The sequence below is a fragment of the Bacillus sp. YP1 genome (genome assembly GCF_000877815.1).
GTDB lineage: Bacteria > Bacillota > Bacilli > Bacillales > Bacillaceae > Bacillus > Bacillus subtilis.
Genome location: NZ_CP010014.1, coordinates 1170972 through 1192693 on the forward strand (window position 1 = coordinate 1170972; position 21722 = coordinate 1192693).

Below are 21722 nucleotides of genomic sequence, written 5' to 3' on the forward strand. Positions count from 1 at the left end.
GGAATTGAAATGGCTACAATTCGAATTCATGATGAGGCAAATACAACGATTGAAAATCAAGAGGAAGTGGCAAGCTTTCTGGACAGTCAAGAGGTTATTTATGAGCAATGGGATATCACGAGGCTTCCGGAACATCTCTCAGAGAAATATGACCTGACAGAAGAAGAAAAACAGCAAATTCTTGATACCTTCGAAACTGAAATTAAAGATATCTCAACCCGCCGCGGCTATAAAGCACAGGATGTTATTTCATTGTCAGACAGCAATCCGAAACTTGATGAACTGCTTGAAAACTTTAAAAGAGAGCATCACCATACAGACGATGAAGTTCGTTTTATTGTAAGCGGACACGGTATTTTTGTCATTCAAGGCAAGGACGGCACGTTTTTTGATGTCCGTTTAAACCCTGGAGATTTAATCTCCGTGCCTGAGAATATCCGCCATTACTTCACGCTTCAGGAGGACCGCAAAGTTGTCGCGGTGAGAATTTTTGTCACAACTGAAGGCTGGGTTCCTATTTATGAAAAAGACAGCGTGAATCAATAAGCGTGAGATAGCCCCGTTCATCGAACGGGGCTTTTTATATTTATTGCAAACGCCACTTTTCATATTGTGACAGTTCTTTTTTAATCAGTGTCCAAATCAAACCTAAAACAGCTGCATCGTCAATGAATCCAAGACCGAGGATTACGTCTGGAATGATATCGAGCGGCATGACGATATACAGGATTGCGGCAGTTAACAGCAAAAGTGTTTTAACCTGTGAACGAGGGTAGTCGCCATTTCGCCAATCGCGAAGCATCTGAAAAAAAGTAGTGATGTGCTGGATACATTTTTTTCGGTTTTTCCTCTTTAAAATCGCTTTTCCGCCTGCCGCTCCGAGCATTATTGCTTTCTTTTTCTTCATTGGGCATACCTCCTGCCTGGCGGCGTGTTTAAGATATTCTTCACCTGGGTATTGTTCTTCTAATCCTATCAATATATCTATTATACCTGAAAAATTAACTTATTTAATGAAAATATGTTTACAAATAAAGTATAATCTGTAATAATGCACAATAACCCAATCAAACTTGTTTCCTATTTCTTAGCGGCGAGGGGTGAAGTGAATGGGCGGTTCTTCTGAACAAGAAAGATTGTTGGTGTCTATTGATGAAAAAAGAAAGTTAATGATAGATGCCGCTAGAAAGCAGGGATTTACAGGGCATGACACGATCAGGCACAGTCAGGAGCTGGATTGTTTAATAAATGAATATCATCAGCTTATGCAAGAAAACGAACATTCCCAAGGGATTCAAGGCCTTGTAAAGAAATTAGGCTTGTGGCCCCGCAGAGATGTTATGCCAGCATATGATGCAAATAAATAGCGGCCTATCAGATGCATATATAAAGAGAGAGCTTTTCGGAAGCGCTCTTTTTTTCTGGAAAAAATTCATATGAAAGAGGGAACTAATGAAGGAACTGGCGATTCTCATTACCGAAATGGTCAATCAATTTCATGATGCTTTTATTTCCTTATGCGGAATATTTGGCATTCATTTAACTGACAAAGAAATGCATTTTTGGGTGATCGGCATTTTTGGCATATTCTTTTTCGGCGTCACTCACGCTGTGTTTACATGGCTTTCTAAATGGAGTATGACAGCCTTGTCCTTTATCTATACTGTTACAGTCATCATTGTCATCGTATTTGCGATTGAGATTCAGCAAAAGGTGACGGGTAGAGGGAATATGGAGTTTTTAGATGCCACGGAAGGTATAAAGGGTTTTTTAGTATTTTTTATGTTTTTTTTGCTTTTGAAAATGCTGTTGCGTTTCATCAAAATCCTTTTTTCTGGAAGACCAGCAAGCAAATCGAATGGCAATGCCCGATCACGAAGATAAAAAACCCTCCTGACATGGTCAGGGGGGCTATGATGCGGATACGGGGAGGGTGATTGTCACCTCTGTGCCTCTTCGCACTTCACTTTCAATATGAATAGAGCCTCCGTACATCAGCACGATCCGTTTACAAACAACAAGGCCGAGACCGGTTCCTTTTTCTTTAGAAGTAACAAAGGGAAGGAAGATGTGATCCAGCATTTCCTGAGAAATCCCTTCACCGTTATCCACAACTTTGATTATGGCTTTTTTATCTAAAGCTCCTAGGGAGATCGTCAGTTTGCCTCCTTCAGGCATTGACTCGAGGCCATTTTTTGCTACATTTAAAATCACTTGTTTAATATGATCTTTTGTACATTTTACGAGTAAGGGCTGCTCGGTTAAATACTGTAATTCGACTTCAACATTGTATAGATTGCCCTCAGAATAAATGATCGGCATAATTTCTCCGATAATGTCCTGAAGTGAGTTCAGCTCCCATTTTTCAGCTGTCGGCTTGCCGAGAACGAGAAACTCACTCACTATTTGATTGATGCGCTTTATCTCCTGTTCGATAATGGAGAAGTAAAGCTGATCTTCCTCACCTTTATATTTCTTTTGCAACAGCTGAATAAAGCCGCTTATCCCGGTGAGGGGGTTACGGATTTCATGGGCTGTGCTGGCAGCAAGCGTCCCGATCAGCTCTAATTTTTGCGCCTCGTTTTCTGAGCGCTCCAGCTGGGTCTGCCGCTTCAGCAAATAATACAGCACGAGAATAAAAAGGATATTCAGCAGAACAATAATACATGAAAGCGGAAGCACAAGGCTTTTCGACAGTTCTTCTATTGTGACCGGGTTCGGATAGACTTTCATATTCCAGCTGATATCATCCAGATATCCGCTGACAGGTTTCTGATCCTCTGCATGAGAGGCTTGTCCGCTCGCAAAAATCATTTTCCCGTCTTGGTTCACAACTTCAATATAAACATCAGGGCTCAGCAAGTTAATGAGATTTTTCAAATAATCAATTTGAATAGCTGCGACAAGATAATCTGTCACATTTCGTTTTGAGTCCAAAACAGGCACACAAATTGTGAAAATTGGCTGACCAGTAATTCTGCTCGAATAACTATCTGAAATGACTGTCTTTTTAGTTTCCTTTGCTTTTGTAAAAAAAGATCTGTCGGCCAGGTTTACTTTCGTTTTTAATTCGGTTGTGCTTGCGGTGACGTCTCCTTTGGCATTGAGAAAATAGAGACCGGAAAATCTCGGCTCTGAATCAAAGGTCTTTTCCAAAATTGACTGCATTTTCTTTATATCAACCGGTCTGTCGATGGCGATGGACAAGGAGGTCATTCTCGCCATTGTTTCTCCGATTAAATAATTGATTTTGTTGCGGTGAAGGTTTAGCAGGACACTTGCTTCTTGTTTATGTTCTGCAGCTATTGTATCTTTTTCTTTTTCATATACGAAAAAGCTGATGACGATTGCCGGAATCACGACCAGTATGATATAAAGTTTGACTCTCCCGCAGGCGCCTTTTAGTATTTTCAATTTGCATCGCTCCAACATACACCTGATTAGAGGTATTATATCATTGTTTCTTCTTCTTTAATAAGAAAAAATAACCAAAAAAATTAGAAAAAGGTGTTGGCAAGCTTACATTTTAAAAAAGAAGAGAAATATTGGAAAGATTTTTATTGACATTTTGGTCTTTGTTTATTAATGTTTCTCTGTAACGGTTTCTAAAAGGATGATTGAGACATGACAGAAAAATCACTGAAGTTATTTATCGTGCTGTCGCGCGCGTATCGGTCTATTAACGATCATATGAATAAGCATATTCATAAGCATGGGCTGAATCCGACTGAATTTGCTGTGCTAGAGCTTTTGTACCATAAAGGCGATCAGCCGCTGCAGCAGATAGGAGATAAAATTCTCTTGGCTAGCGGGAGCATCACATACGTTGTAGATAAGCTGGAGCAAAAAGAACTTCTCATTCGGAAAGCGTCTCCTACAGACAGACGAGTGACATTTGCGCAAATTACTGAAAAAGGCATCGGTCTTTTGAACGATATTTTCCCTGATCACGCTGCTGAAATTGATGAAATGATCAGCGTATTAAGCGAAGAAGAGGTAGAGATGTGCACCGAAATGTTAAAAAGAGTAGGATTAAACGCAAAACAGTTTCATAATAAGTAAAAAAAGGAAGCCTGATATGTCACAAGGCTTCCTTTTTTGCTATTTTTCATTTGTTTCCGCTGCGCCTCTCGGCAAAATGAGAACTTCAACCCGCCGGTTTTTGCTTCGGCCTTCCGCAGTTTTATTGGAAGCCACCGGTTTATACTCGCCATAACCCTTGGCGCTGAACACTTTTGCATCGAGCTTGGGGTTTTCAATCAGGAGCCCCATAAAGTTTACCGCTCTCATGACGCTTAAATGCCAGTTTGATTGGAATTCAGAATTTTTAATTGGCATATTATCAGTATGTCCGCTGATAATGATATTTCTTGGCGGGTTAATCACAAGAAGATTTGAAATCTCTTTTGCAAGCGGCACATCTTCCTTACGGATGGTCGCTTTTCCAGAATCGAAGAAGATGCTGTCTTTAATCGTAATCAGAAGGCCTTCACTAGTCATCTTCGTCTCCAGCTGATGTTCCAGCTTTTTATCTTTGATGAACTTTTCCACCTGGCTCTTCACATTTTCAAGTTCTTCTTGATCAGCTGCTTTTTCTTTTTCTTTCTTGTTTTTCTCTTTCTCTTCTTTTTCCTTTTTCACTTCATCGATGCCGTCTGACTCGTTTTCAGGAGGAGTGACACTGGAGTAGTCCAGTACACCGGTTCCGCCTGTAAAAACTTCATTAAATGATTTTGAGAGCATTTGAAACTTAGCTGCGTCAATCGAGCTGCTCGCGTACAGCACAATAAACAATGCCAGGAGAAGAGTAAGGATGTCGGCGTAAGGAACGAGCCATGATTCATCAACGTGCTCGTCCTCATGCTTCTTCTTCTTTTTTCTCGCCATTTTGCGCCTCTCCTTGTTCTGCAAATTTCAAGCGGTCCTTCGCAGGAAGATACATTAAAAGCTTTTGTTCGATGACTTTCGGTGCTTGTCCTTCTAAAACGGATAAAACACCTTCAATCATGACCTCACGCAGTTTTACTTCCTGTTTTGATTTTCGTTTTAATTTATTTGCGAAAGGATGCCATAACACATACCCTGTAAAGATACCGAGAAGTGTGGCAACAAAGGCAGCACTGATGGCGTGTCCAAGCTCATCTGTGTTATCCATATGAGAGAGAGCGGCAATCAGCCCGATTACAGCGCCGAGTACTCCAAGTGTCGGAGCGTACGTTCCTGCTTGTGTAAAAATAGCGGCTCCTGCTTGGTGCCTGTCCTCCATTGCTTCGACTTCCTCTGTCATAATATCTCTTATAAATTCCGCGCTTTGCCCGTCAACAGCCATGCTGAGCCCGTTTTTCAAGAAAGCATCATCTACATCCTCAATGCTTGCTTCTAAAGCAAGCAGACCTTCGCGGCGTGCAAGCTGAGCCCATTCAGAGAACATAGGAATGAGTTCCTCTATTGTGAGCTGTTTATTTTCCTTAAATAACACTCGAAACAGCGTAGGCACTTTTTTAATTTCTTTTGTTGGGAACGCAATAACGACTGCTGAGATTGTCCCGGCGATAATAATTAAAATGGCAGCGGGGTTTGCAAGGGCGCTGAAACTGACGCCTTTCAGAACCATCCCGACGCTCAATGCCACAAAAGCAAGAATAATACCGATTAACGAAGTTTTATCCATAGTTTTCACCAAATCCTTTTTTACTAGCTTGTCTATGGTTAATATCGGTTTTGGTGCCCGGAACTTTAGGGACATTGTGAATTTGTTCATGAAATATTCAAGGAAGAGGCATAGAAGGGAGAAATAAACAAAAACGGGCTCTCCAAAATTGAAAAGCCCGGGGGTCTACTGAAATTAGCAGCTTGCTTGCAAGCTGTCCTTCAGATGGTATTCATATAATAGTAGAAATACATATTCACTGTATATAAACATGTTCCATCCCTCCTTAAAAAAGTGTAAAGGATGAAGGGAAGTAGCGCTTCAGGAGAAGGGACGGTAATTTCTAAGTCAAGAGTATGAAAGTATAAAAAAAAGCGGCTTCCTAAAAGGAAACCGCTGATTGTTATTTTGCTCGCACTTTGATTTTATCATCTTCTAAAATCACGTGAAAACTTGTGATCTCGCCATTATCAAGCAGCAGATCGGTCATTTCATCCTCAACCCATTCTTGGATGGTTCTTCTAAGCGGACGTGCACCGAATGAAGGGTGGTAGCCCAGCTCAGCGATTTTTTCTTTCGCTTCATCTGTCACATTCAAGCTAATGCCCCGTTCCGCCAATGTTTCTTCAAGTTCTCCAAGAAGAAGGCTGACGATTTTGACAAGATGTTCTTTTTCCAATGAGCGGAACTCAATAATGCTGTCAAAACGGTTGAGGAACTCAGGTTTAAAGAACATGCTCAGTGAATCAATTAATGTTTGTTCTTCGATGACACTGTCATCTGATTGGAAACCGACTTTCGTTTGTTTCTCACCAGCACCCGCATTACTTGTCATGATGATCACAGTGTCTTTGAAGCTTACAGTTCTGCCTTGGCTGTCTGTCAGACGGCCATCTTCCATAATTTGCAGGAACATATGCTGAACGTCTGGGTGTGCTTTTTCAATCTCATCCAGCAACACAATGCTGTAAGGATTGCGGCGCACCTTCTCAGTTAATTGTCCAGCTTCCTCATGGCCGACATATCCAGGCGGTGAACCGATAATTTTAGATACGGCGTGTTTCTCCATGTATTCGCTCATATCGAGTCGGATAATAGCGTCTTTTGTGCCGAATAATTCATCTGCCAGTGTTTTAGAAAGCTCTGTTTTCCCTACGCCGGTAGGACCGACGAAGAGGAAGGAGCCGACTGGTCTGTTTTTGGATTTTAATCCGGCGCGGCTTCGTCTTACCGCTTTTGCCACTTTTTGAACAGCGGCTTCTTGTCCGATCACGCGTTCATGAAGTTTTGCTTCGAGTTCTTTCATTTTCGTTTGTTCGTCTGCCTGCAGTTTGCCGACAGGGATGCCTGTTTTTTGTTCAACAATTTCCTGAATGTGCTCAGCTTCCACAGTGACAGCGGTATGAGCGGAGGAGCTGTTCAGTTTTTTCTCCAATGCGAGTTCTTCATCACGGAGTTTTGCCGCCAGTTCGTAATTTTCTTCTTCCAGGGCTTTTGTTTTTTCGGCTTCAATTGCAGTTAAGCGTTCAGCGGCATCCTCATCATTCAGTTCATCAATTAACAGGTTGGCTTTTGAACCTGCTTCATCTAATAAATCAATTGCTTTATCCGGCAGGTGTCTGTCCTGAATGTAGCGGGATGATAAAGTGACACATGCTTTGATTGCTTCATCACTGAATGTTACGCCATGGTACGCCTCGTATTTGTCTTTAATCCCTTGCAGAATGAGGATAGCCTGTTCAATTGAAGGCTCCTGCACCATGACAGGCTGAAAACGTCTTTCCAGCGCGGCATCTTTTTCGATTTGACGATATTCTTTCAGTGTTGTCGCGCCAATGACTTGCAGTTCGCCTCTGGCTAGGGCCGGTTTGAGAATGTTGCCGGCGTCCATTGATCCTTCTGCAGAGCCTGCGCCGACGAGAAGGTGAATTTCATCAATGAACAGAATGACATTTTTTCGTTCCTTCAGCTCAGTGATCAGCTGTTTCATTCTCTCCTCAAATTGGCCTCTGATCCCTGTGTTTGCAACAAGAGATGCAACATCAAGCAAGTATAGCTCTTTGTTTTTTAGTTTGTTTGGAACATCACCTTCAGCAATTTTTAAAGCGAGCCCTTCAGCGATGGCAGTTTTCCCTACACCCGGCTCACCAATAAGAACCGGATTGTTTTTGTTTCGGCGGTTTAGAATTTCGATCACTCGCGCCACTTCATCATCACGGCCGATGACGGGATCAATGAGACCGGCTTTTGCACCGTTTGTAATATTTTGAGCCAGCTCATCAAGCAACCCTTTTTTTTCGCTTTGTTTTGCTGCGCTCTGTTCTTTCGGCTGGAATGCCTGTTCAAACGGAAATCCGAAAGATTGAGGACCCATACTCATTGAAGGTTTACGGGTCAGTTCGTTATAGCAAGTTTCACAAAGAACCATCTGTTTATGAACGGAATTTATTTGCATGTTAAGGCGAATCGTCGCCTCGTTTTGATGACAATGTTGACAACGCATTTGCCAAAACCTCCTTAATAATTTGATCATCTTTGACCAATGAAAGTGAATAAAAAGGTCTATTGGGTTTGACCTTCTTTGACTATTAGTATACGGCAAACTTAACGGCATTCAAACCAATATGCTCAAAGCAGACTGAATATTTGACTATCTTTGACCAATTGATTTTTAAAAAAGGCCGGTTTGTTTGACCAACTTTGATTAATAGTATACTCTGACTATCTTTGACTTTCAAGTCTTATGCACAAAAATTTTTGATTTGTTACAAAGTAAAACATGTTTTCTTCGTCTTTTCAAGGAACTTGTCTCATAGGTTATAAAAAGGCATATATGGACAAAACTGCGGTTCGTTCGGAGGGAAGAAATGGAACAATCAAAAGGGTCTGCAAGTCAGCTTGCTTTTGTGTATGTCGGCACAGTAGTCGGAGCTGGATTTGCGACTGGGAGGGAAATTGTTGAGTTTTTTCTGAAGTTCGGCTGGTTCGGTTTTTTCGGCATTCTCGTCAGCGGCGGAATGTTTACGTTACTGGGGGCCAAGCTGATGATCATTTCAAAGCGAATCAATGCCAAGTCATATCAAGAAATGAACATATTTTTGTTCGGGGCGACGGCTGGGCGGATTATCAATGTATTTATGCTGTTTGTTCTCCTTGGAGTTACATCTGTTATGCTTTCAGGGGCAGGGGCGCTTTTTGAGGAACAGCTGGGGATGTCCGCTCAGATTGGGATGCTCATTACAATCGGTCTGAGTTTAATTGTGATGACTAGAGGAGTAAAAGGCATTTTCGGTGTCAATGTGTTTGTTGTTCCTCTTTTAATCATCTTTTCAATGATTGTGGTGGCCGACTCTTTTATATTCAGCGAATCACGAAACGCAGCTCAGTGGGTCTGGCCGCATCGCTGGGATTGGCTGTTATCAGCAGTTTCTTACGGGGCTTTAAATTTATCGCTTGCCCAAGCTGTTTTGGTTCCGCTGGCGAATGAAATGTCATCGGAGAAAGTGATAAAAAAAGGCGCTTTAATCGGAGGCACGATGCTGACGATTGTGCTGTCCGCGAGTTTTCTGTCTTTGTCGACTCTTCCGGATGTATTTTTGTATGATATACCGATGGCGCAAGTGGTTTATCTCTTTGCACGATCTGTCCATTTGATTTATTTACTCATTATTTTCGGAGAAGTGTTCACATCAGTTATCGGTAATCTATATGGATTAGAAAAACAAGTGCAAAGCTTTCTTCCAGTGAAAAGCAAATATATCTTTGCAGCCATTATGATCACGGCTTATATTACGAGCCAAATAGGGTACGGCAGGCTTATTTCAACGATTTATCCCTTGTTTGGCTATGTGAGCCTGGCCTTCATAGGCGCTTTGCTTTGCAAAAAAGCTCCTCGGCGGCGCAGTTTATAAATATATATAATGAAACGAACCGTCACTATAGAGCGATAATTGATCTAGGAACCGGGGACTGACTTTTTTATTGTCAAGAAAAACATCATTATGGTAAGATAGCAGAAGTGAAAAAATTGAAGAAAATCCGTGCGATATGCGGGAGAGGTTCTAGCTACACCCTCTATAAAAAACTAAGGACGAGCTGTATCCTTGGATACGGCCTTTTTTATGTTTTTCTAGAGCACCTTCCGAAAAAAGGTGTTTTTTTGCGTGAATTAGCTGTAGCGATGTCTCTCGCCGGCGTTTTTATTGCGGAGAAGGAGAGGAATCATGAAAAAAGAAAAAGCAATTGTCGTATTTAGCGGCGGTCAAGACAGCACAACATGCTTACTGTGGGCCTTAAAAGAATTCGAAGAAGTCGAAACGGTGACTTTTCATTATAATCAGCGACATTCGCAGGAAGTTGAAGTGGCAAAATCCATTGCGGAAAAGCTTGGTGTGAAAAATCATTTGCTTGATATGTCACTTTTAAATCAGCTTGCACCGAATGCCCTGACTAGAAATGATATTGAGATAGAAGTAAAAGACGGCGAACTGCCATCCACATTCGTTCCAGGCCGCAATTTGGTATTCTTATCCTTTGCGTCTATCCTGGCTTACCAAATTGGCGCGCGCCACATTATTACAGGAGTTTGCGAGACAGACTTCAGTGGTTATCCTGACTGCCGTGACGAATTCGTGAAATCTTGCAATGTCACGGTAAATCTGGCAATGGAGAAGCCGTTTGTGATCCACACGCCTCTCATGTGGCTCAATAAGGCGGAAACGTGGAAGCTTGCAGATGAGCTTGGCGCGCTGGATTTTGTGAAAAACAACACGCTGACATGCTATAACGGCATCATCGCAGACGGCTGCGGCGAATGTCCGGCATGTCACCTTCGTTCAAAAGGTTATGAAGAATATATGGTGATGAAAGGAGAGCGTGCATAAATTGTTATCTCAAATTTATCCGCAGGCCCAGCATCCTTATTCGTTTGAACTGAATAAGGACATGCATATCTCAGCCGCTCATTTTATCCCTCGGGAAAGTGCGGGAGCGTGCAGCAGGGTTCACGGGCATACGTATACCGTAAATATAACCGTTGCCGGCGACGAACTTGACGATTCAGGCTTTCTTGTCAATTTCAGCGTACTCAAAAAACTGGTGCACGGAAACTATGATCACACGCTATTAAATGATCATGAAGATTTTTCTCAGGACGACCGGTATTCGCTGCCGACAACTGAAGTCGTGGCGAAAACGATTTATGACAACGTACAGGCTTATTTAGACACTTTGGAGAATAAGCCGACCTGTGTACAGGTGTTTGTCCGTGAAACACCGACAAGCTACTGTGTCTACCGTCCGAAAAAGGGTGGTTTGAATGGCTAAAGGAATTCCTGTATTAGAAATTTTCGGCCCGACGATTCAAGGAGAAGGCATGGTGATCGGACAGAAAACGATGTTCGTCCGGACAGCCGGCTGCGATTATTCCTGCAGCTGGTGTGACTCCGCTTTCACTTGGGACGGGTCTGCTAAAAAAGATATTCGCTGGATGACGGCGGAGGAGATTTTTGCGGAGCTTAAGGACATTGGGGGAGATGCGTTTTCTCATGTGACGATCTCAGGCGGCAACCCGGCTCTGTTAAAACAGCTGGATGCTTTTATTGAACTGCTGAAGGAAAATAACATCCGTGCAGCGCTTGAAACTCAAGGGACCGTTTATCAGGATTGGTTTACGCTGATTGATGACCTGACAATTTCTCCAAAACCGCCAAGCTCAAAAATGGTAACGAACTTTCAAAAGCTTGACCACATTTTAACTTCACTTCAAGAGAATGATAGACAGCATGCTGTCAGCTTGAAGGTTGTCATCTTTAATGATGAAGATCTGGAATTTGCCAAAACTGTGCACAAGCGGTATCCGGGAATCCCGTTTTATTTACAAGTCGGAAATGATGACGTGCATACGACAGATGATCAGTCACTGATTGCACATTTGCTTGGAAAATATGAAGCGCTTGTTGATAAGGTAGCTGTCGATGCGGAGCTGAATCTCGTCAGAGTGCTCCCGCAGCTGCACACCCTGTTATGGGGCAACAAACGCGGAGTATAATAGAAAGGAAGATGAACATGACGACAAGAAAAGAATCAGAATTAGAAGGTGTAACATTGCTAGGCAATCAAGGTACAAATTATTTGTTCGAATATGCACCGGACGTGCTGGAATCCTTCCCTAATAAACATGTAAACCGTGATTACTTTGTAAAATTCAATTGCCCGGAATTCACATCTTTATGTCCTAAAACAGGCCAGCCTGACTTTGCGACAATCTACATCAGCTACATTCCTGATGAAAAAATGGTTGAAAGCAAATCATTAAAGCTGTATCTATTCAGCTTCAGAAACCATGGTGACTTCCACGAGGACTGCATGAATATCATCATGAACGACTTGATTGAATTAATGGACCCGCGCTACATTGAAGTATGGGGCAAATTCACGCCAAGAGGCGGAATTTCCATTGACCCGTACACAAACTACGGAAAACCTGGCACGAAATATGAGAAAATGGCCGAGTACCGCATGATGAATCATGATTTGTATCCGGAGACGATTGATAATCGTTAATTATTCCGTTGTGTGATACGGTGTGTGAAACGAAGTGGAGTCACAGTAAAATCCGAACATGCAGCGTTAATTTTCAGCGGAAATGTGACCTGGTCACACACGAAGTGTTACCCGAAGTGACCGGAGTGTGACCTGAGGTGCAACCTGAACTGTGACTTTTATGCAGTGAAAAATTGATAGTACAGAAGCAGATTAAGGCGTACAATTTGTACGTCTTTTCTTTTTTATCCGAAAGAAAAAATGCCTATCTAGAGATCATAGGCATTAAATATTATTATCAATATCTTCATTTATTTTTTGGCTAAGTTTCTGAACCTTCTCTTTAACATTTGAAACAGCTCTTTTTTGAATTTCATCAATTCTCCTGAATATAGTCGATGACACTTCTTATTAGAACTTCACTTTCAAAATTGAATATCTCATTTATTTCTGACTGTTCTTCATCTGTTAGGTGATGGTATTGAAGTTGTTTAGCATTTACTTCAGCAGCTACATCAATCCTAACTTAGTTGTTCTGGTTGTACAATTTCATATTCACCTTCTGCATACTCTTGCTCCGCATAATAGCCTCCCCATTGACAGAGCTCCTGCAAGATAGGTTTAAGAGATTCTCCAAGTTCAGTGGATGAATATTCAACCTTCGGCGGTACTTGATTATACATCTTTCTGCTCACAAGTCCACTGGCTTCAAGCTCTCTAAGTGTTTGAATCAGCATTTTCTGAGTTATATTTGGGATAATGCGCTTTAATTCACTCGTTCTCTTTGGTCCATTCATTAAAAAGTATAATACAAGGCCTTTCCATTTTCCGCCAATAACTTCCTTTGTCACTTCAAACCCACAGCTAAATTTTTTCATGTCTAAAGCTCTCCATTCCACATTTATTACTTTTTAGTTACTATATCACAAAAAAGTGGGTACTTCCGATAATGTGCTTACTGAAGGATACTATATCTTGTAAGTTGTTCTTCAAGTACTTAAAGGTACTAGACATAAAATAAAATTAATTCTAAAGGAGTGTTAAGTATGGGTAAATTTGAAGGTAAAATAGCGCTTGTAACGGGTGGAACAAGTGGGATTGGTCTTGCTACAGCACAAAAATTTGTAAACGAAGGTGCATATGTTTATATTACGGGACGTAGACAAAACGAACTTGATAAAGCTGTTAACCAAATTGGCAAGAACGTAACCGGTGTTCAAGGTGATATTTCTAAGCTTGAAGACTTAGACAAACTATATGACATTATAAAGCAGGAAAAAGGTAAGTTGGACATTCTTTTTGCTAATGCAGGCATCGGCAACTTCCTTCCATTAGGTGAAATTACTGAAGAGCAGGTTGATAGAACGTTCGACATTAACGTTAAAGGAACCATCTTTACTGTTCAAAAAGCGTTATCACTATTCCCGGACAAAGTAGGTTCTATTATTGTAACGGGCTCTACTGCTGGATCAATTGGCAACCCAGCGTTTAGTGTATATGGAGCATCTAAAGCAGCATTAAGAGCACTAGTTCGCAACTGGATTCTTGACCTAAAAGGTACTGAAATCCGTGTAAATGTGGTTAGTCCAGGAGGTATTCTTACACCTGCCTACGATGAGCTTTTTGGTGATGCACTTGAAGAGGTACTGGAAAATAGCAGAAATACTGTTCCAGCTGGAAAAGTTGGGACACCTGAAGAAGTAGCAAACGCTGTATCTTTCCTTGCTTCAGACGAAAGCAGTTACTTGACGGGTGTTGAATTGTTCGTAGATGGCGGGCTAGCACAGGTATAATTTCACTGCGCAGAGATTACAAATAGTCCCCAAAAAAGGTTAATGGGGATTTACTTGAAGAAGTCGTATAAAAAAGTCGTTTTCCTTAAAGGACAGGGAATTCGACTTTTTTATATTTGAATTTGATTAACGTTGTAAATTCGCATTTTCCTGGGGCTACTACTAAATGACCTGTAAAAAAGATTACACTGTGAATAAATGTACTTAAAGTAACGGGGGCTCTTGACTTTTAATAAAAAATAATATCCCTGTCCTTGTATTCTAATACTTTTAAAAATATTTAAAGGAATCCTTATGTCCTGAATAACCACATAGGAAAATATGTTGTAGGTTGCTTTCTTTTTTTGTGGGGCATCCCACACAAGCTATCTCGTGATCTCACACCTGAACGTTTTTTATAGACTAGTACCGCGACAAGTTATATTACATATACATACCAATAAAGTAGACATTAAAAAGTGAAAGAGAGGATGGAAATGTGTGAAAATTCTTTTCCTTGAGAGTCATCCCATGTGGCTCTATGGTTTACCGAATGGGTTTAGGGAAGCAGGACATACCGTAATGATTTCCGGTCCTGTAAGTCGGGAAAATATAACTGAAATGATAGACGAATTTAAACCAGATTTAATAGTATCTATGGGATGGACACCAGAGCATTCAAGGGAAAAGCAGGCCTGGATTCGCAACGCTACTAAAAAGGTGAATATCCCTCTCGTTTATTGGGCAACTGAAGACCCGCTGCACACTCAAAACTTTACTATCCCGTTAATTAAAAAGATGAAACCGGATTTTGTTTTCACGGTCACGCCTTCTCTGTGTAAAACTTATGAAAGCATGGGGATTAAAGCAGCTCACTTAGACTTTGCATTTCACGAAAGTATACATCACCAGATTAAACCATTAGCGAAATACAGTTGTGATATAGCAGTGGTGGCTAATGCTTACCCTAATTTTCTTGAAGAACATCCGGAAGTGTTCCGTTCGTCCTCTTTAAAAACGCTTATTCGTCCTCTTATACGGAAGGGTATTCGCATTGATTTTTGGGGGAGAAACTGGGAAAAAATGAGTAAATATATAGGAAGAGAAATTCCCCGCAATTGGATCCATGGATACCTTGATTATACTGAAGCATATAAAGTTTACAGTTCAGCAAAAATCATTATCGGTTTGCAAAACTGTGAAAGCCAACTTACACAACGCACCTATGAGATTCTTGGTTCCGGGGGGTTTTTATTGACATCGGATACACCAGCAGTTCGAGGTAAATTCAAACCTGGCCGCGATCTCATCGTTTCTTCCTCCCCAAAAGAAACATTGGAAAAGGTTAAATACTATTTAAATCATGATAGCGAGAGAAAAAAGATTCAGATAAACGGTAAAAAGGCTGTAAAGAATGATTCCTATCGGCATAGAGCCGAGAGAATGCTTGAGGTGCTAAAAAGCAGAGGAATCATAAGAAACTTAGGGGAAACCATTCATTATGTAGATGTTCTCAAAGAAAAATACGTGATCCATCATGTTACTCCCGGTGAAACATTATCAATAATTGCCAGTAAGTATAATGTTTCCCTGCAGCAACTCATGGAGCTTAATCATTTCAAATCAGATCAAATATATGCTGGACAAATCATTAAGATTAGAGAGAAACTGTTTAGAAATATTAATAACAAATTATTCTAAAGGAGAGTAATATGAATGAAGGGGAAAATACCTAAAATAAGAAATCAAGCGAATAAAGTAAAAAGAACGCCTCGTTATATGGAATTTCCCGTGACATACGAAGTATATCATGTGGAATCCGGCGATACATTATGGACGATTGCCAAATCCTTTAAAATTCCGGTACAACAACTTATGAATCTTAATAAGCTTTCTTCAGATAGAATTTATCCTGGACAAATTATAAAGATAAGAGAAAGATAATCTTTGAGGTTTCGGAAGCGAATCAAATTGAAATGACAATCCTCATTTTTTTATTTGTGGGGAACTTGATATTTTTGGGGATGAAGGGGTTATGAGATGTTTCAAATGAGCTATTACTATTCTGGATTAGGATGGGACTTTATTCAACACGTTGATCAAACGAACGGAGTATTAAATGTTGTGTCTCCTGATTTTTTCTATATCAGAAAAGATGGATCATTACTTCTCCGTTCAGCTAATCCCGATGTGATTAAAGCTCTTCATAGAAGAAAATTAAAAGTAGTTCCTTTTCTAAGCAATCATTGGGATCAGGATTTGGGACGATTTGCATTAATGAACCGAGTTCTTTTAGCTAAACAAATTTCTCATGCAATAGAAGAACTGGATTTGGATGGAGTTAATATCGATATAGAAAACCTTACAGAAAAAGATCGGAATCTATTTACAGATTTTATTAGATTAGTAAGGAAAAGTATTCCTAGACATAAAGAAGTATCAGTTGCAGTGGCGGCAAATCCTTTTGGCTGGACGAAGGGCTGGCACGGATCATATGATTACGAGTATTTAGCTAAATATGCAGATTATCTTATGGTTATGGCCTATGATGAAAGCCGCCTTGCTGGGCCTACTGCAAGTGTAGGATGGGTGGAAAAGTCCATTCAATATGTTCTGACCCAAAAAATCTCTCCTCAAAAACTAGTTTTAGGATTGCCATTCTATGGCCGCTGCTGGATGGAAGGCCAATCTGCCTCTCAAGCCATTCCCCTTTACCTTGTTGTTAGTAAAAAGGCATAGCGGGACAATTATTTTTGACACCAAGAGTCAATCTCCAAAAGCTATTTTTACTGTCAATCACGATAAAAAGGGGCCGTTGCCTTCGGGAACATATACATTATGGTTTGAAAATGAACAGTCACTCAGAGCAAAAATAAAACTCGCTCAAAAATATAATCTGAAAGGTCTTGGCAGCTGGAGTCTTGGACAAGAAGATGCGTCAGTCTGGAATACAGTGTTTAAAAATATATAATGATTTATAGTTCAGAACAAAATTCGAAGATAATTGCAATGAATCTCTAAATGGACATACTGAAAGGAGTTTATTACGAGTGCGGGTAAAACAGTGAGGGCATTCCATAGGCCCTTCTCCCAAAATGTTCTACACGAGGCATTACATTGGGCTTGAAATACACATTCAAACTTATGTTATAGTACGCATTTTACGGATGTGTTGAATTTATTCTGCTTCCATGATTTAATCATACACATGCTACTTGATAGCAGGGTTATCGCATTTCATTCAGAATTGTTCAGGATCGATATGGAAGCGCACGACTAACTAGAACTTTAAAAGCATACACTCATATACTTCCTGAATGGATGCTGGTTTATCTAAAAAACATGATGAGAATTGATTGTACGCATGGTGAAGCATGACTTGTTGATAATCGACCATATGGTTTCTCCTTAGAAATGAGGGGGTTTTTACATAAAAAAGACGAGCGAATCCGGGGGGAATTCCACTCGCCGCTTTCTAATGAAAAGACGGGATGCTGGATGGCAGCTCGTCTGTTTTATTATAATTTAACGAACGTATGTTTGTAAAGGTGTCTTTTCGAATGAATTGGTTCATATAACCGTTAAGAACAGATTCATTGTAAACATTCGCTAAGGTATGCTAAGATGCATGGACTATAAAGGAGTGATATGAAGTGAAGACATTGCGGTTAAACAATGTAACGTTAGAAATGGCTGCATATCAAGAGGAGAGCGAGCCGAAGCGAAAAATTGCATTTACCTTAAACGTTACGAGTGAGACTTACCATGATATCGCTGTCCTGTTGTATGAAAAAACGTTTAATGTCGAGGTTCCGGAACGCGATCTTGCCTTCCGGGGGGAAATGACAAATTATTCAACATCATTGACCAACCTGTACGAACCAGGGGCCGTCAGCGAGTTCTATATAGAAATAACGGAAATAGACAAAAACGCCGATTCATGATCGGTGTTTTTTATGTAAAAAAGCTGCCGGCCGGCAGCTTTTGAGAAAGCGAATTTCATATGTAAGGTGTTAAATTGTCCGTCTTGCAGTTTTTTGAATAAATGTGGAAATAAGGAGGTTTTAATAGGAGTCTCTGATGATCTTATAATTTTTATGATTAACAACTGTCAATGAATCTAACTCAAGATCCCGATAGTTATCCATGATCGTCACATCAACGATAACAGAATTCTCATTTACTTTTTCAACAACACCGGTTAATCCGTTTTTAAATTCAATGACATTCCCAACCTTAGCGATTTTCACAAGCTTCCTCTCCTTTAAACATAATAATGCCTTTTGAAAGTATTTTGCAGTATTTTCATTGAGAAGTAAAGCGATAAGGAGTTTTATCTCCCTTATGAATTGTTCTGTCGCTATAAAGATGATATATTGATTTTCGTCAATAGAAAGAAAAGGGGGGAATTTTTGTTGCGTCCCGAAGAAATAACAGAAATGATTGAACAGCTGCGCACCGGCGCCATAAACGAACTGAGAGTCCAGAAAGAGCATTTTCTTGATTTCAGGGCCGTGTTATCTAAACAAGATGATTTTAAACATTTCCGAGGAATTGCCCAGCAAGGCGGAGATGTTATCTTTCAATACTTAGAACAGCCAAGAAGCTGAAGGTTTCTCATACGTGAGAAGCCTTTTTATCATATATGACAGAACACAAGCCTTTTATTACAGCTGTCTGTAACAGGTGTAAATAAAATGTAAAGTACCAAAGATGGATAAACATGTTTTAATTTAACAATATTTATAGAATTTCAGACTGTTTTTTTGCCATTAAGCAGTGAGTCATCCTCTTTATTCCATCCTGATACCTCCTTGGGAGAGTTGGAAAATCTTTTTCCGTGAAAATGAATGGATCTCTTGTTAAGGTTATGAAGTGTTTTTTGGAGCACTTTAAGGAGGAAACTGTATGACAACGAAATTCACTGCTCTGGCTGTTTTTCTTCTTTGTTTCATGCCTGCAGCCAAAATTGAGCATACACAAGCTTCACTACTGAGCGCAAAGAAGACAAAACATGAAGAAGCGAAATGGCTTACACATATAGATCGAAATACGAATGAATCTTTCCCTTCACTGTCTGCTGATAAAGACAAGAAAATAAAACCGATTAAGCTATCAGCACACACTGAAAAGAAAGAGAAAGATAAACCGGACAAAACAAATGATGAGAAAGAAACATATACACAGTCTGAAAAAGAGTTGCTGTCCCGTCTCGTTCACGCAGAGGCCAAAGGAGAATCATATAAAGGCAAGGTCGCTGTAGCAAGCGTTGTACTGAACAGGACGGAGAAAAAAGGTTTTCCTGATACGATAAGAGGAGTTATTTATCAGAAAAACGCCTTTGAACCGGTCGCAAACGGGAGCATTAACCAAAAGCCTGATAAAGAATCGATTGAAGCTGCCGAAGAAGCGCTGTCCTCAAAAAATAGAGAAACAGATGCCATATTCTTTTATAATCCGAAAACAGCGTCAGATAATTGGATTCGTTCAAGAAAAATCGTAGAAAAAATCGGCAGACACGTTTTTGCCGTCTAAGCATAGAAGAGACAATTTGTCTCAGCTGTGCTTTTTTTCATATAAAGAGTAAAAATAAAATAATTTTTGAACTTGTCTCATATGATGTTGGTAGTACAAGAGACAAGGAGAGACATCATGAATCGATTTGTGAAAGGGATCATTCTTTTATCCATTGCCGCCTTTTTCGCTGAATGCCTTGAATTTGTCGTCAATATGATTTTGGCGCGGGAGCTTGGCGAGCATGGGATGGGGCTTTACATGAGTATTTTGCCCACGATCTTTTTAATTATTGTCATCGCGAGCCTGGAACTGCCGATATCCATTTCTAAATTCATTGCCGAGTCAAATCCTAAGCTTCATGAAAGCATGCTGAGGCACGCTTTCAGAATGACAGCCATTTTTACTGCTTTTTCTACTGCCGCCGCTAGTATTGCGCTTCCGTTTATTCCGGTATTTGATACATACCACCCGTTTATTAAAGGGATTGTCATCGGCTTAATTCCTGTTGTCGCCTTTACTTCAATCGCCAGGGGCTACTTTATGGGTGTGCAGAAAATGGGGAAGATCGCAATTGCCAATGTGCTGAAAAAAATCATCCAGCTCTTGTGCTTATTCCTCTTTTTTCAATGGTACTCATTTGAATTGGACATGGCTGTGCTGATTTCCTTGTTTGTTCTAGTCGTGAGTGATGTGGTCGTGCTTGTTTATTTATATTCACAATTTATCATGGCAAGGCGGGCGTTATCCGGCCAGCAGCACATTCATTTGCGCGGAAAGGATGTAAGGAAAAGACTGCTTGCTGTTTCAATTCCTACAACAGGACTGCGTATTTTTCATGCGGTTGTCAATGCAATTGAACCCTTTTTAGTAAAAGGAGCTCTTTTGGCTGCGGGCGTTGCCGGGACAGCGGCGATCGATCAATACGGAATGCTGGCAGGAGTGGCTGTGACGATAGGGTCGTTCCCTGCTTTTATTGCCCATTCGTTAATGGTCGTCATGATACCGAGTATTTCGGAAGCTTATGCACTTTCTCAGTATGACATCGTGTTAAAAAGGCTGAAGCAGTCGATTTTCATTACATTAGGTTACGGTATACCTGCCGTCTGGGTCATGTTCCAGTTTGCGGGACCTCTCACGCATTTGTTTTTTCACTCTCCTGAAGCGCAGTATTACTTGCAGCTGTTGTGGCCTTACTTTCTCTTTCATCTGTTTGTCATGCCGCTGCAGGCGTGCTTAATCGGGATGGGTTTTGTGAAAGAGGCTTTTTATCACAATGTATGGAGCCATATCGTTGCGCTAAGTATGATGTATGTACTGGGATCAATGGAGAATCTGCAAATGCTCGGGATTATCCTTGGAATGAACACTGGCATGATTCTTTTGACGAGCCTGCACTATGCCACGATCTGCAAAGCATTGAAGGTATCTGTATTTCTTACGGGAGGGACCAGAACGCCGCGAATTGAAGGATGATAAAGGAACAGCAGGGGCAAGCTAATTGAAAAGCATGAAAGGAAGATTCCATGTTGACGAAGCGCTTGCTTACTATATACATTATGTTATTAGGGTTGATTGCATGGTTTCCAGGTGCGGCACAAGCTGAGGAAAAACAGCCTGCTGTTCCCGCTGTTTTTCTTATGAAAACGATAGAAGGGGAGGACATCTCGATTCCGAATAAAGGGCAAAAAACAATTCTCCATTTTTGGACGTCATGGTGCCCGCCCTGCAAAAAGGAGCTTCCACAGTTTCAATCGTTTTATGATGCCCATCCATCCGACAGTGTAAAGCTGGTAACGGTGAATTTAGTGAATTCGGAACAAAATCAGCAAGTCGTTGAAGACTTTATTAAAGCAAACAAGCTGACGTTTCCGATTGTCCTTGACTCAAAAGGGGAATTGATGAAGGAGTATCATATCATCACGATCCCAACATCATTTTTGCTGAATGAAAAGGGAGAAATTGAAAAAACAAAAATTGGCCCGATGACAGCGGAACAACTGAAGGAATGGACGGAAGAATAGCTGAGAGCATAGACTCTCAGCTTTTTTCATATAGAGAAGAAGTGAATAAACATTAATGATAATTATTATCAAAAAGAAATTAAAATAATTATAATTGAAATTCTCTTCGTGCGTGCTATAATAAAGGAAGACATCAAGAAATAACTGACGATAAAGCTGCCTTTTGGGCAGCGATTTTGTTTTTATAAGAGAAATGAAGATGATTTACGTTCTCAATTA

Annotated in this window: 25 protein-coding genes and 1 riboswitch; of the genes, 18 read left to right on the plus strand and 7 right to left on the minus strand. The window is 40.6% G+C overall.

Features of this window, described 5'->3' with window-relative positions; genetic code table 11:
* Positions 1–9: 9 nt before the first annotated feature.
* Entirely contained in the window at positions 10–546 is a 537-nt protein-coding gene (mtnD, locus tag QF06_RS05820; RefSeq protein ID WP_041850897.1) for an acireductone dioxygenase, read from the plus strand.
* A gap of 40 nt (positions 547–586) precedes the next feature.
* On the opposite strand, the gene QF06_RS05825 is transcribed toward mtnD, so the two are convergent.
* Complete coding sequence (locus QF06_RS05825) at positions 587–907, minus strand: YkvA family protein (RefSeq protein WP_003232481.1); 321 nt, start codon at positions 905–907, stop codon at positions 587–589.
* Positions 908–1109: 202 nt separating this feature from the next.
* On the opposite strand from QF06_RS05825, the gene spo0E reads away from it, so the two are divergent.
* Together spo0E and QF06_RS05835 are read left to right on the plus strand one after the other, a co-directional pair.
* Positions 1110–1367, plus strand: coding sequence for an aspartyl-phosphate phosphatase Spo0E (gene spo0E, locus QF06_RS05830; RefSeq protein ID WP_003218598.1), 258 nt, complete (start codon positions 1110–1112; stop codon positions 1365–1367).
* An 85-nt stretch (positions 1368–1452) separates the two neighbouring features.
* Positions 1453–1884 carry a hypothetical protein gene (locus tag QF06_RS05835; protein WP_003245685.1) on the plus strand — a complete coding sequence of 144 codons (432 nt, stop codon included), beginning with the start codon at positions 1453–1455 and terminating at the stop codon, positions 1882–1884.
* Between the two features lie 27 nt (positions 1885–1911).
* Here QF06_RS05835 and kinD read toward each other — a convergent pair whose 3' ends face one another.
* Complete coding sequence (kinD, locus tag QF06_RS05840) at positions 1912–3432, minus strand: sporulation kinase KinD (protein ID WP_015252216.1); 1521 nt, start codon at positions 3430–3432, stop codon at positions 1912–1914.
* A 192-nt stretch (positions 3433–3624) separates the two neighbouring features.
* Here kinD and mhqR point away from each other — a divergent pair, with 192 nt between their 5' ends.
* A complete protein-coding gene (mhqR, locus tag QF06_RS05845; protein ID WP_003232475.1) occupies positions 3625–4062 on the plus strand; it encodes a MarR family transcriptional regulator MhqR in 438 nt (145 codons plus the stop codon).
* 39 nt (positions 4063–4101) lie between these two features.
* Here mhqR and motB read toward each other — a convergent pair whose 3' ends face one another.
* The 3 genes from motB to clpE form a co-directional block, all read right to left on the minus strand.
* Positions 4102–4887: a flagellar motor protein MotB gene (motB, locus tag QF06_RS05850; RefSeq protein WP_003232473.1), complete on the minus strand. Its 786-nt coding sequence runs from the start codon at positions 4885–4887 to the stop codon at positions 4102–4104.
* Complete coding sequence (gene motA, locus QF06_RS05855) at positions 4859–5671, minus strand: flagellar motor stator protein MotA (RefSeq protein ID WP_003244739.1); 813 nt, start codon at positions 5669–5671, stop codon at positions 4859–4861. Before motA ends, motB begins: the two co-directional genes overlap by 29 nt.
* Positions 5672–6053: 382 nt before the next feature.
* Positions 6054–8153 (minus strand): ATP-dependent protease ATP-binding subunit ClpE, encoded by a 2100-nt coding sequence (gene clpE / locus QF06_RS05860; protein WP_009967104.1) that lies wholly within the window; start codon positions 8151–8153, stop codon positions 6054–6056.
* 364 nt (positions 8154–8517) lie between these two features.
* On the opposite strand from clpE, the gene QF06_RS05865 reads away from it, so the two are divergent.
* The 5 genes from QF06_RS05865 (at position 8518) to queF (ending at position 12214) form a co-directional block, all read left to right on the plus strand.
* Entirely contained in the window at positions 8518–9561 is a 1044-nt protein-coding gene (locus QF06_RS05865; RefSeq protein WP_003244712.1) for a YkvI family membrane protein, read from the plus strand.
* A 138-nt stretch (positions 9562–9699) separates the two neighbouring features.
* A riboswitch (PreQ1 riboswitch) is annotated at positions 9700–9744 on the plus strand.
* A 129-nt stretch (positions 9745–9873) separates the two neighbouring features.
* A complete protein-coding gene (gene queC / locus QF06_RS05870) occupies positions 9874–10533 on the plus strand; it encodes a 7-cyano-7-deazaguanine synthase QueC (RefSeq protein WP_003245417.1) in 660 nt (219 codons plus the stop codon).
* Positions 10526–10975, plus strand: coding sequence for a 6-carboxytetrahydropterin synthase QueD (gene queD / locus QF06_RS05875; RefSeq protein WP_003232462.1), 450 nt, complete (start codon positions 10526–10528; stop codon positions 10973–10975). Before queC ends, queD begins: the two co-directional genes overlap by 8 nt.
* On the plus strand, positions 10968–11699 hold the full coding sequence (gene queE / locus QF06_RS05880) for a 7-carboxy-7-deazaguanine synthase QueE (protein WP_003232460.1): 732 nt from the start codon (positions 10968–10970) through the stop codon (positions 11697–11699). Before queD ends, queE begins: the two co-directional genes overlap by 8 nt.
* Positions 11700–11716: 17 nt before the next feature.
* The gene (gene queF, locus QF06_RS05885; RefSeq protein WP_003218613.1) at positions 11717–12214 is read left to right on the plus strand and encodes a preQ(1) synthase; all 498 of its coding nucleotides are present in this window, start codon (positions 11717–11719) and stop codon (positions 12212–12214) included.
* A gap of 500 nt (positions 12215–12714) precedes the next feature.
* Here queF and QF06_RS05890 read toward each other — a convergent pair whose 3' ends face one another.
* Entirely contained in the window at positions 12715–13071 is a 357-nt protein-coding gene (locus tag QF06_RS05890; RefSeq protein WP_003245808.1) for a winged helix-turn-helix transcriptional regulator, read from the minus strand.
* A gap of 168 nt (positions 13072–13239) precedes the next feature.
* Between QF06_RS05890 and QF06_RS05895 the strand changes: the two genes are divergently transcribed.
* From QF06_RS05895 to QF06_RS05920, 5 genes are all read left to right on the plus strand, one after another.
* A complete protein-coding gene (locus tag QF06_RS05895; RefSeq protein ID WP_003245309.1) occupies positions 13240–13986 on the plus strand; it encodes an SDR family NAD(P)-dependent oxidoreductase in 747 nt (248 codons plus the stop codon).
* A 480-nt stretch (positions 13987–14466) separates the two neighbouring features.
* Complete coding sequence (ykvP, locus tag QF06_RS05900; RefSeq protein WP_003245384.1) at positions 14467–15666, plus strand: spore protein YkvP; 1200 nt, start codon at positions 14467–14469, stop codon at positions 15664–15666.
* A gap of 15 nt (positions 15667–15681) precedes the next feature.
* Positions 15682–15909: a LysM peptidoglycan-binding domain-containing protein gene (locus QF06_RS05905; RefSeq protein ID WP_017695061.1), complete on the plus strand. Its 228-nt coding sequence runs from the start codon at positions 15682–15684 to the stop codon at positions 15907–15909.
* A 96-nt stretch (positions 15910–16005) separates the two neighbouring features.
* Entirely contained in the window at positions 16006–16704 is a 699-nt protein-coding gene (locus QF06_RS05910; protein ID WP_003245851.1) for a glycosyl hydrolase family 18 protein, read from the plus strand.
* 914 nt (positions 16705–17618) lie between these two features.
* On the plus strand, positions 17619–17909 hold the full coding sequence (locus QF06_RS05920) for a YkvR family protein (protein ID WP_003245399.1): 291 nt from the start codon (positions 17619–17621) through the stop codon (positions 17907–17909).
* Positions 17910–18029: 120 nt separating this feature from the next.
* On the opposite strand, the gene QF06_RS05925 is transcribed toward QF06_RS05920, so the two are convergent.
* Positions 18030–18215 carry a YkvS family protein gene (locus QF06_RS05925; protein ID WP_003232446.1) on the minus strand — a complete coding sequence of 62 codons (186 nt, stop codon included), beginning with the start codon at positions 18213–18215 and terminating at the stop codon, positions 18030–18032.
* Positions 18216–18380: 165 nt separating this feature from the next.
* Between QF06_RS05925 and QF06_RS05930 the strand changes: the two genes are divergently transcribed.
* From QF06_RS05930 to stoA, 4 genes are all read left to right on the plus strand, one after another.
* Positions 18381–18575, plus strand: coding sequence for a hypothetical protein (locus tag QF06_RS05930; RefSeq protein ID WP_003218622.1), 195 nt, complete (start codon positions 18381–18383; stop codon positions 18573–18575).
* 298 nt (positions 18576–18873) lie between these two features.
* Complete coding sequence (locus QF06_RS05935; protein WP_003232442.1) at positions 18874–19500, plus strand: cell wall hydrolase; 627 nt, start codon at positions 18874–18876, stop codon at positions 19498–19500.
* 117 nt (positions 19501–19617) lie between these two features.
* A complete protein-coding gene (ykvU, locus tag QF06_RS05940) occupies positions 19618–20955 on the plus strand; it encodes a sporulation protein YkvU (protein WP_003245552.1) in 1338 nt (445 codons plus the stop codon).
* A gap of 50 nt (positions 20956–21005) precedes the next feature.
* Complete coding sequence (gene stoA / locus QF06_RS05945; protein ID WP_003245444.1) at positions 21006–21503, plus strand: sporulation thiol-disulfide oxidoreductase StoA; 498 nt, start codon at positions 21006–21008, stop codon at positions 21501–21503.
* The last annotated feature ends 219 nt before the right edge of the window (positions 21504–21722 follow it).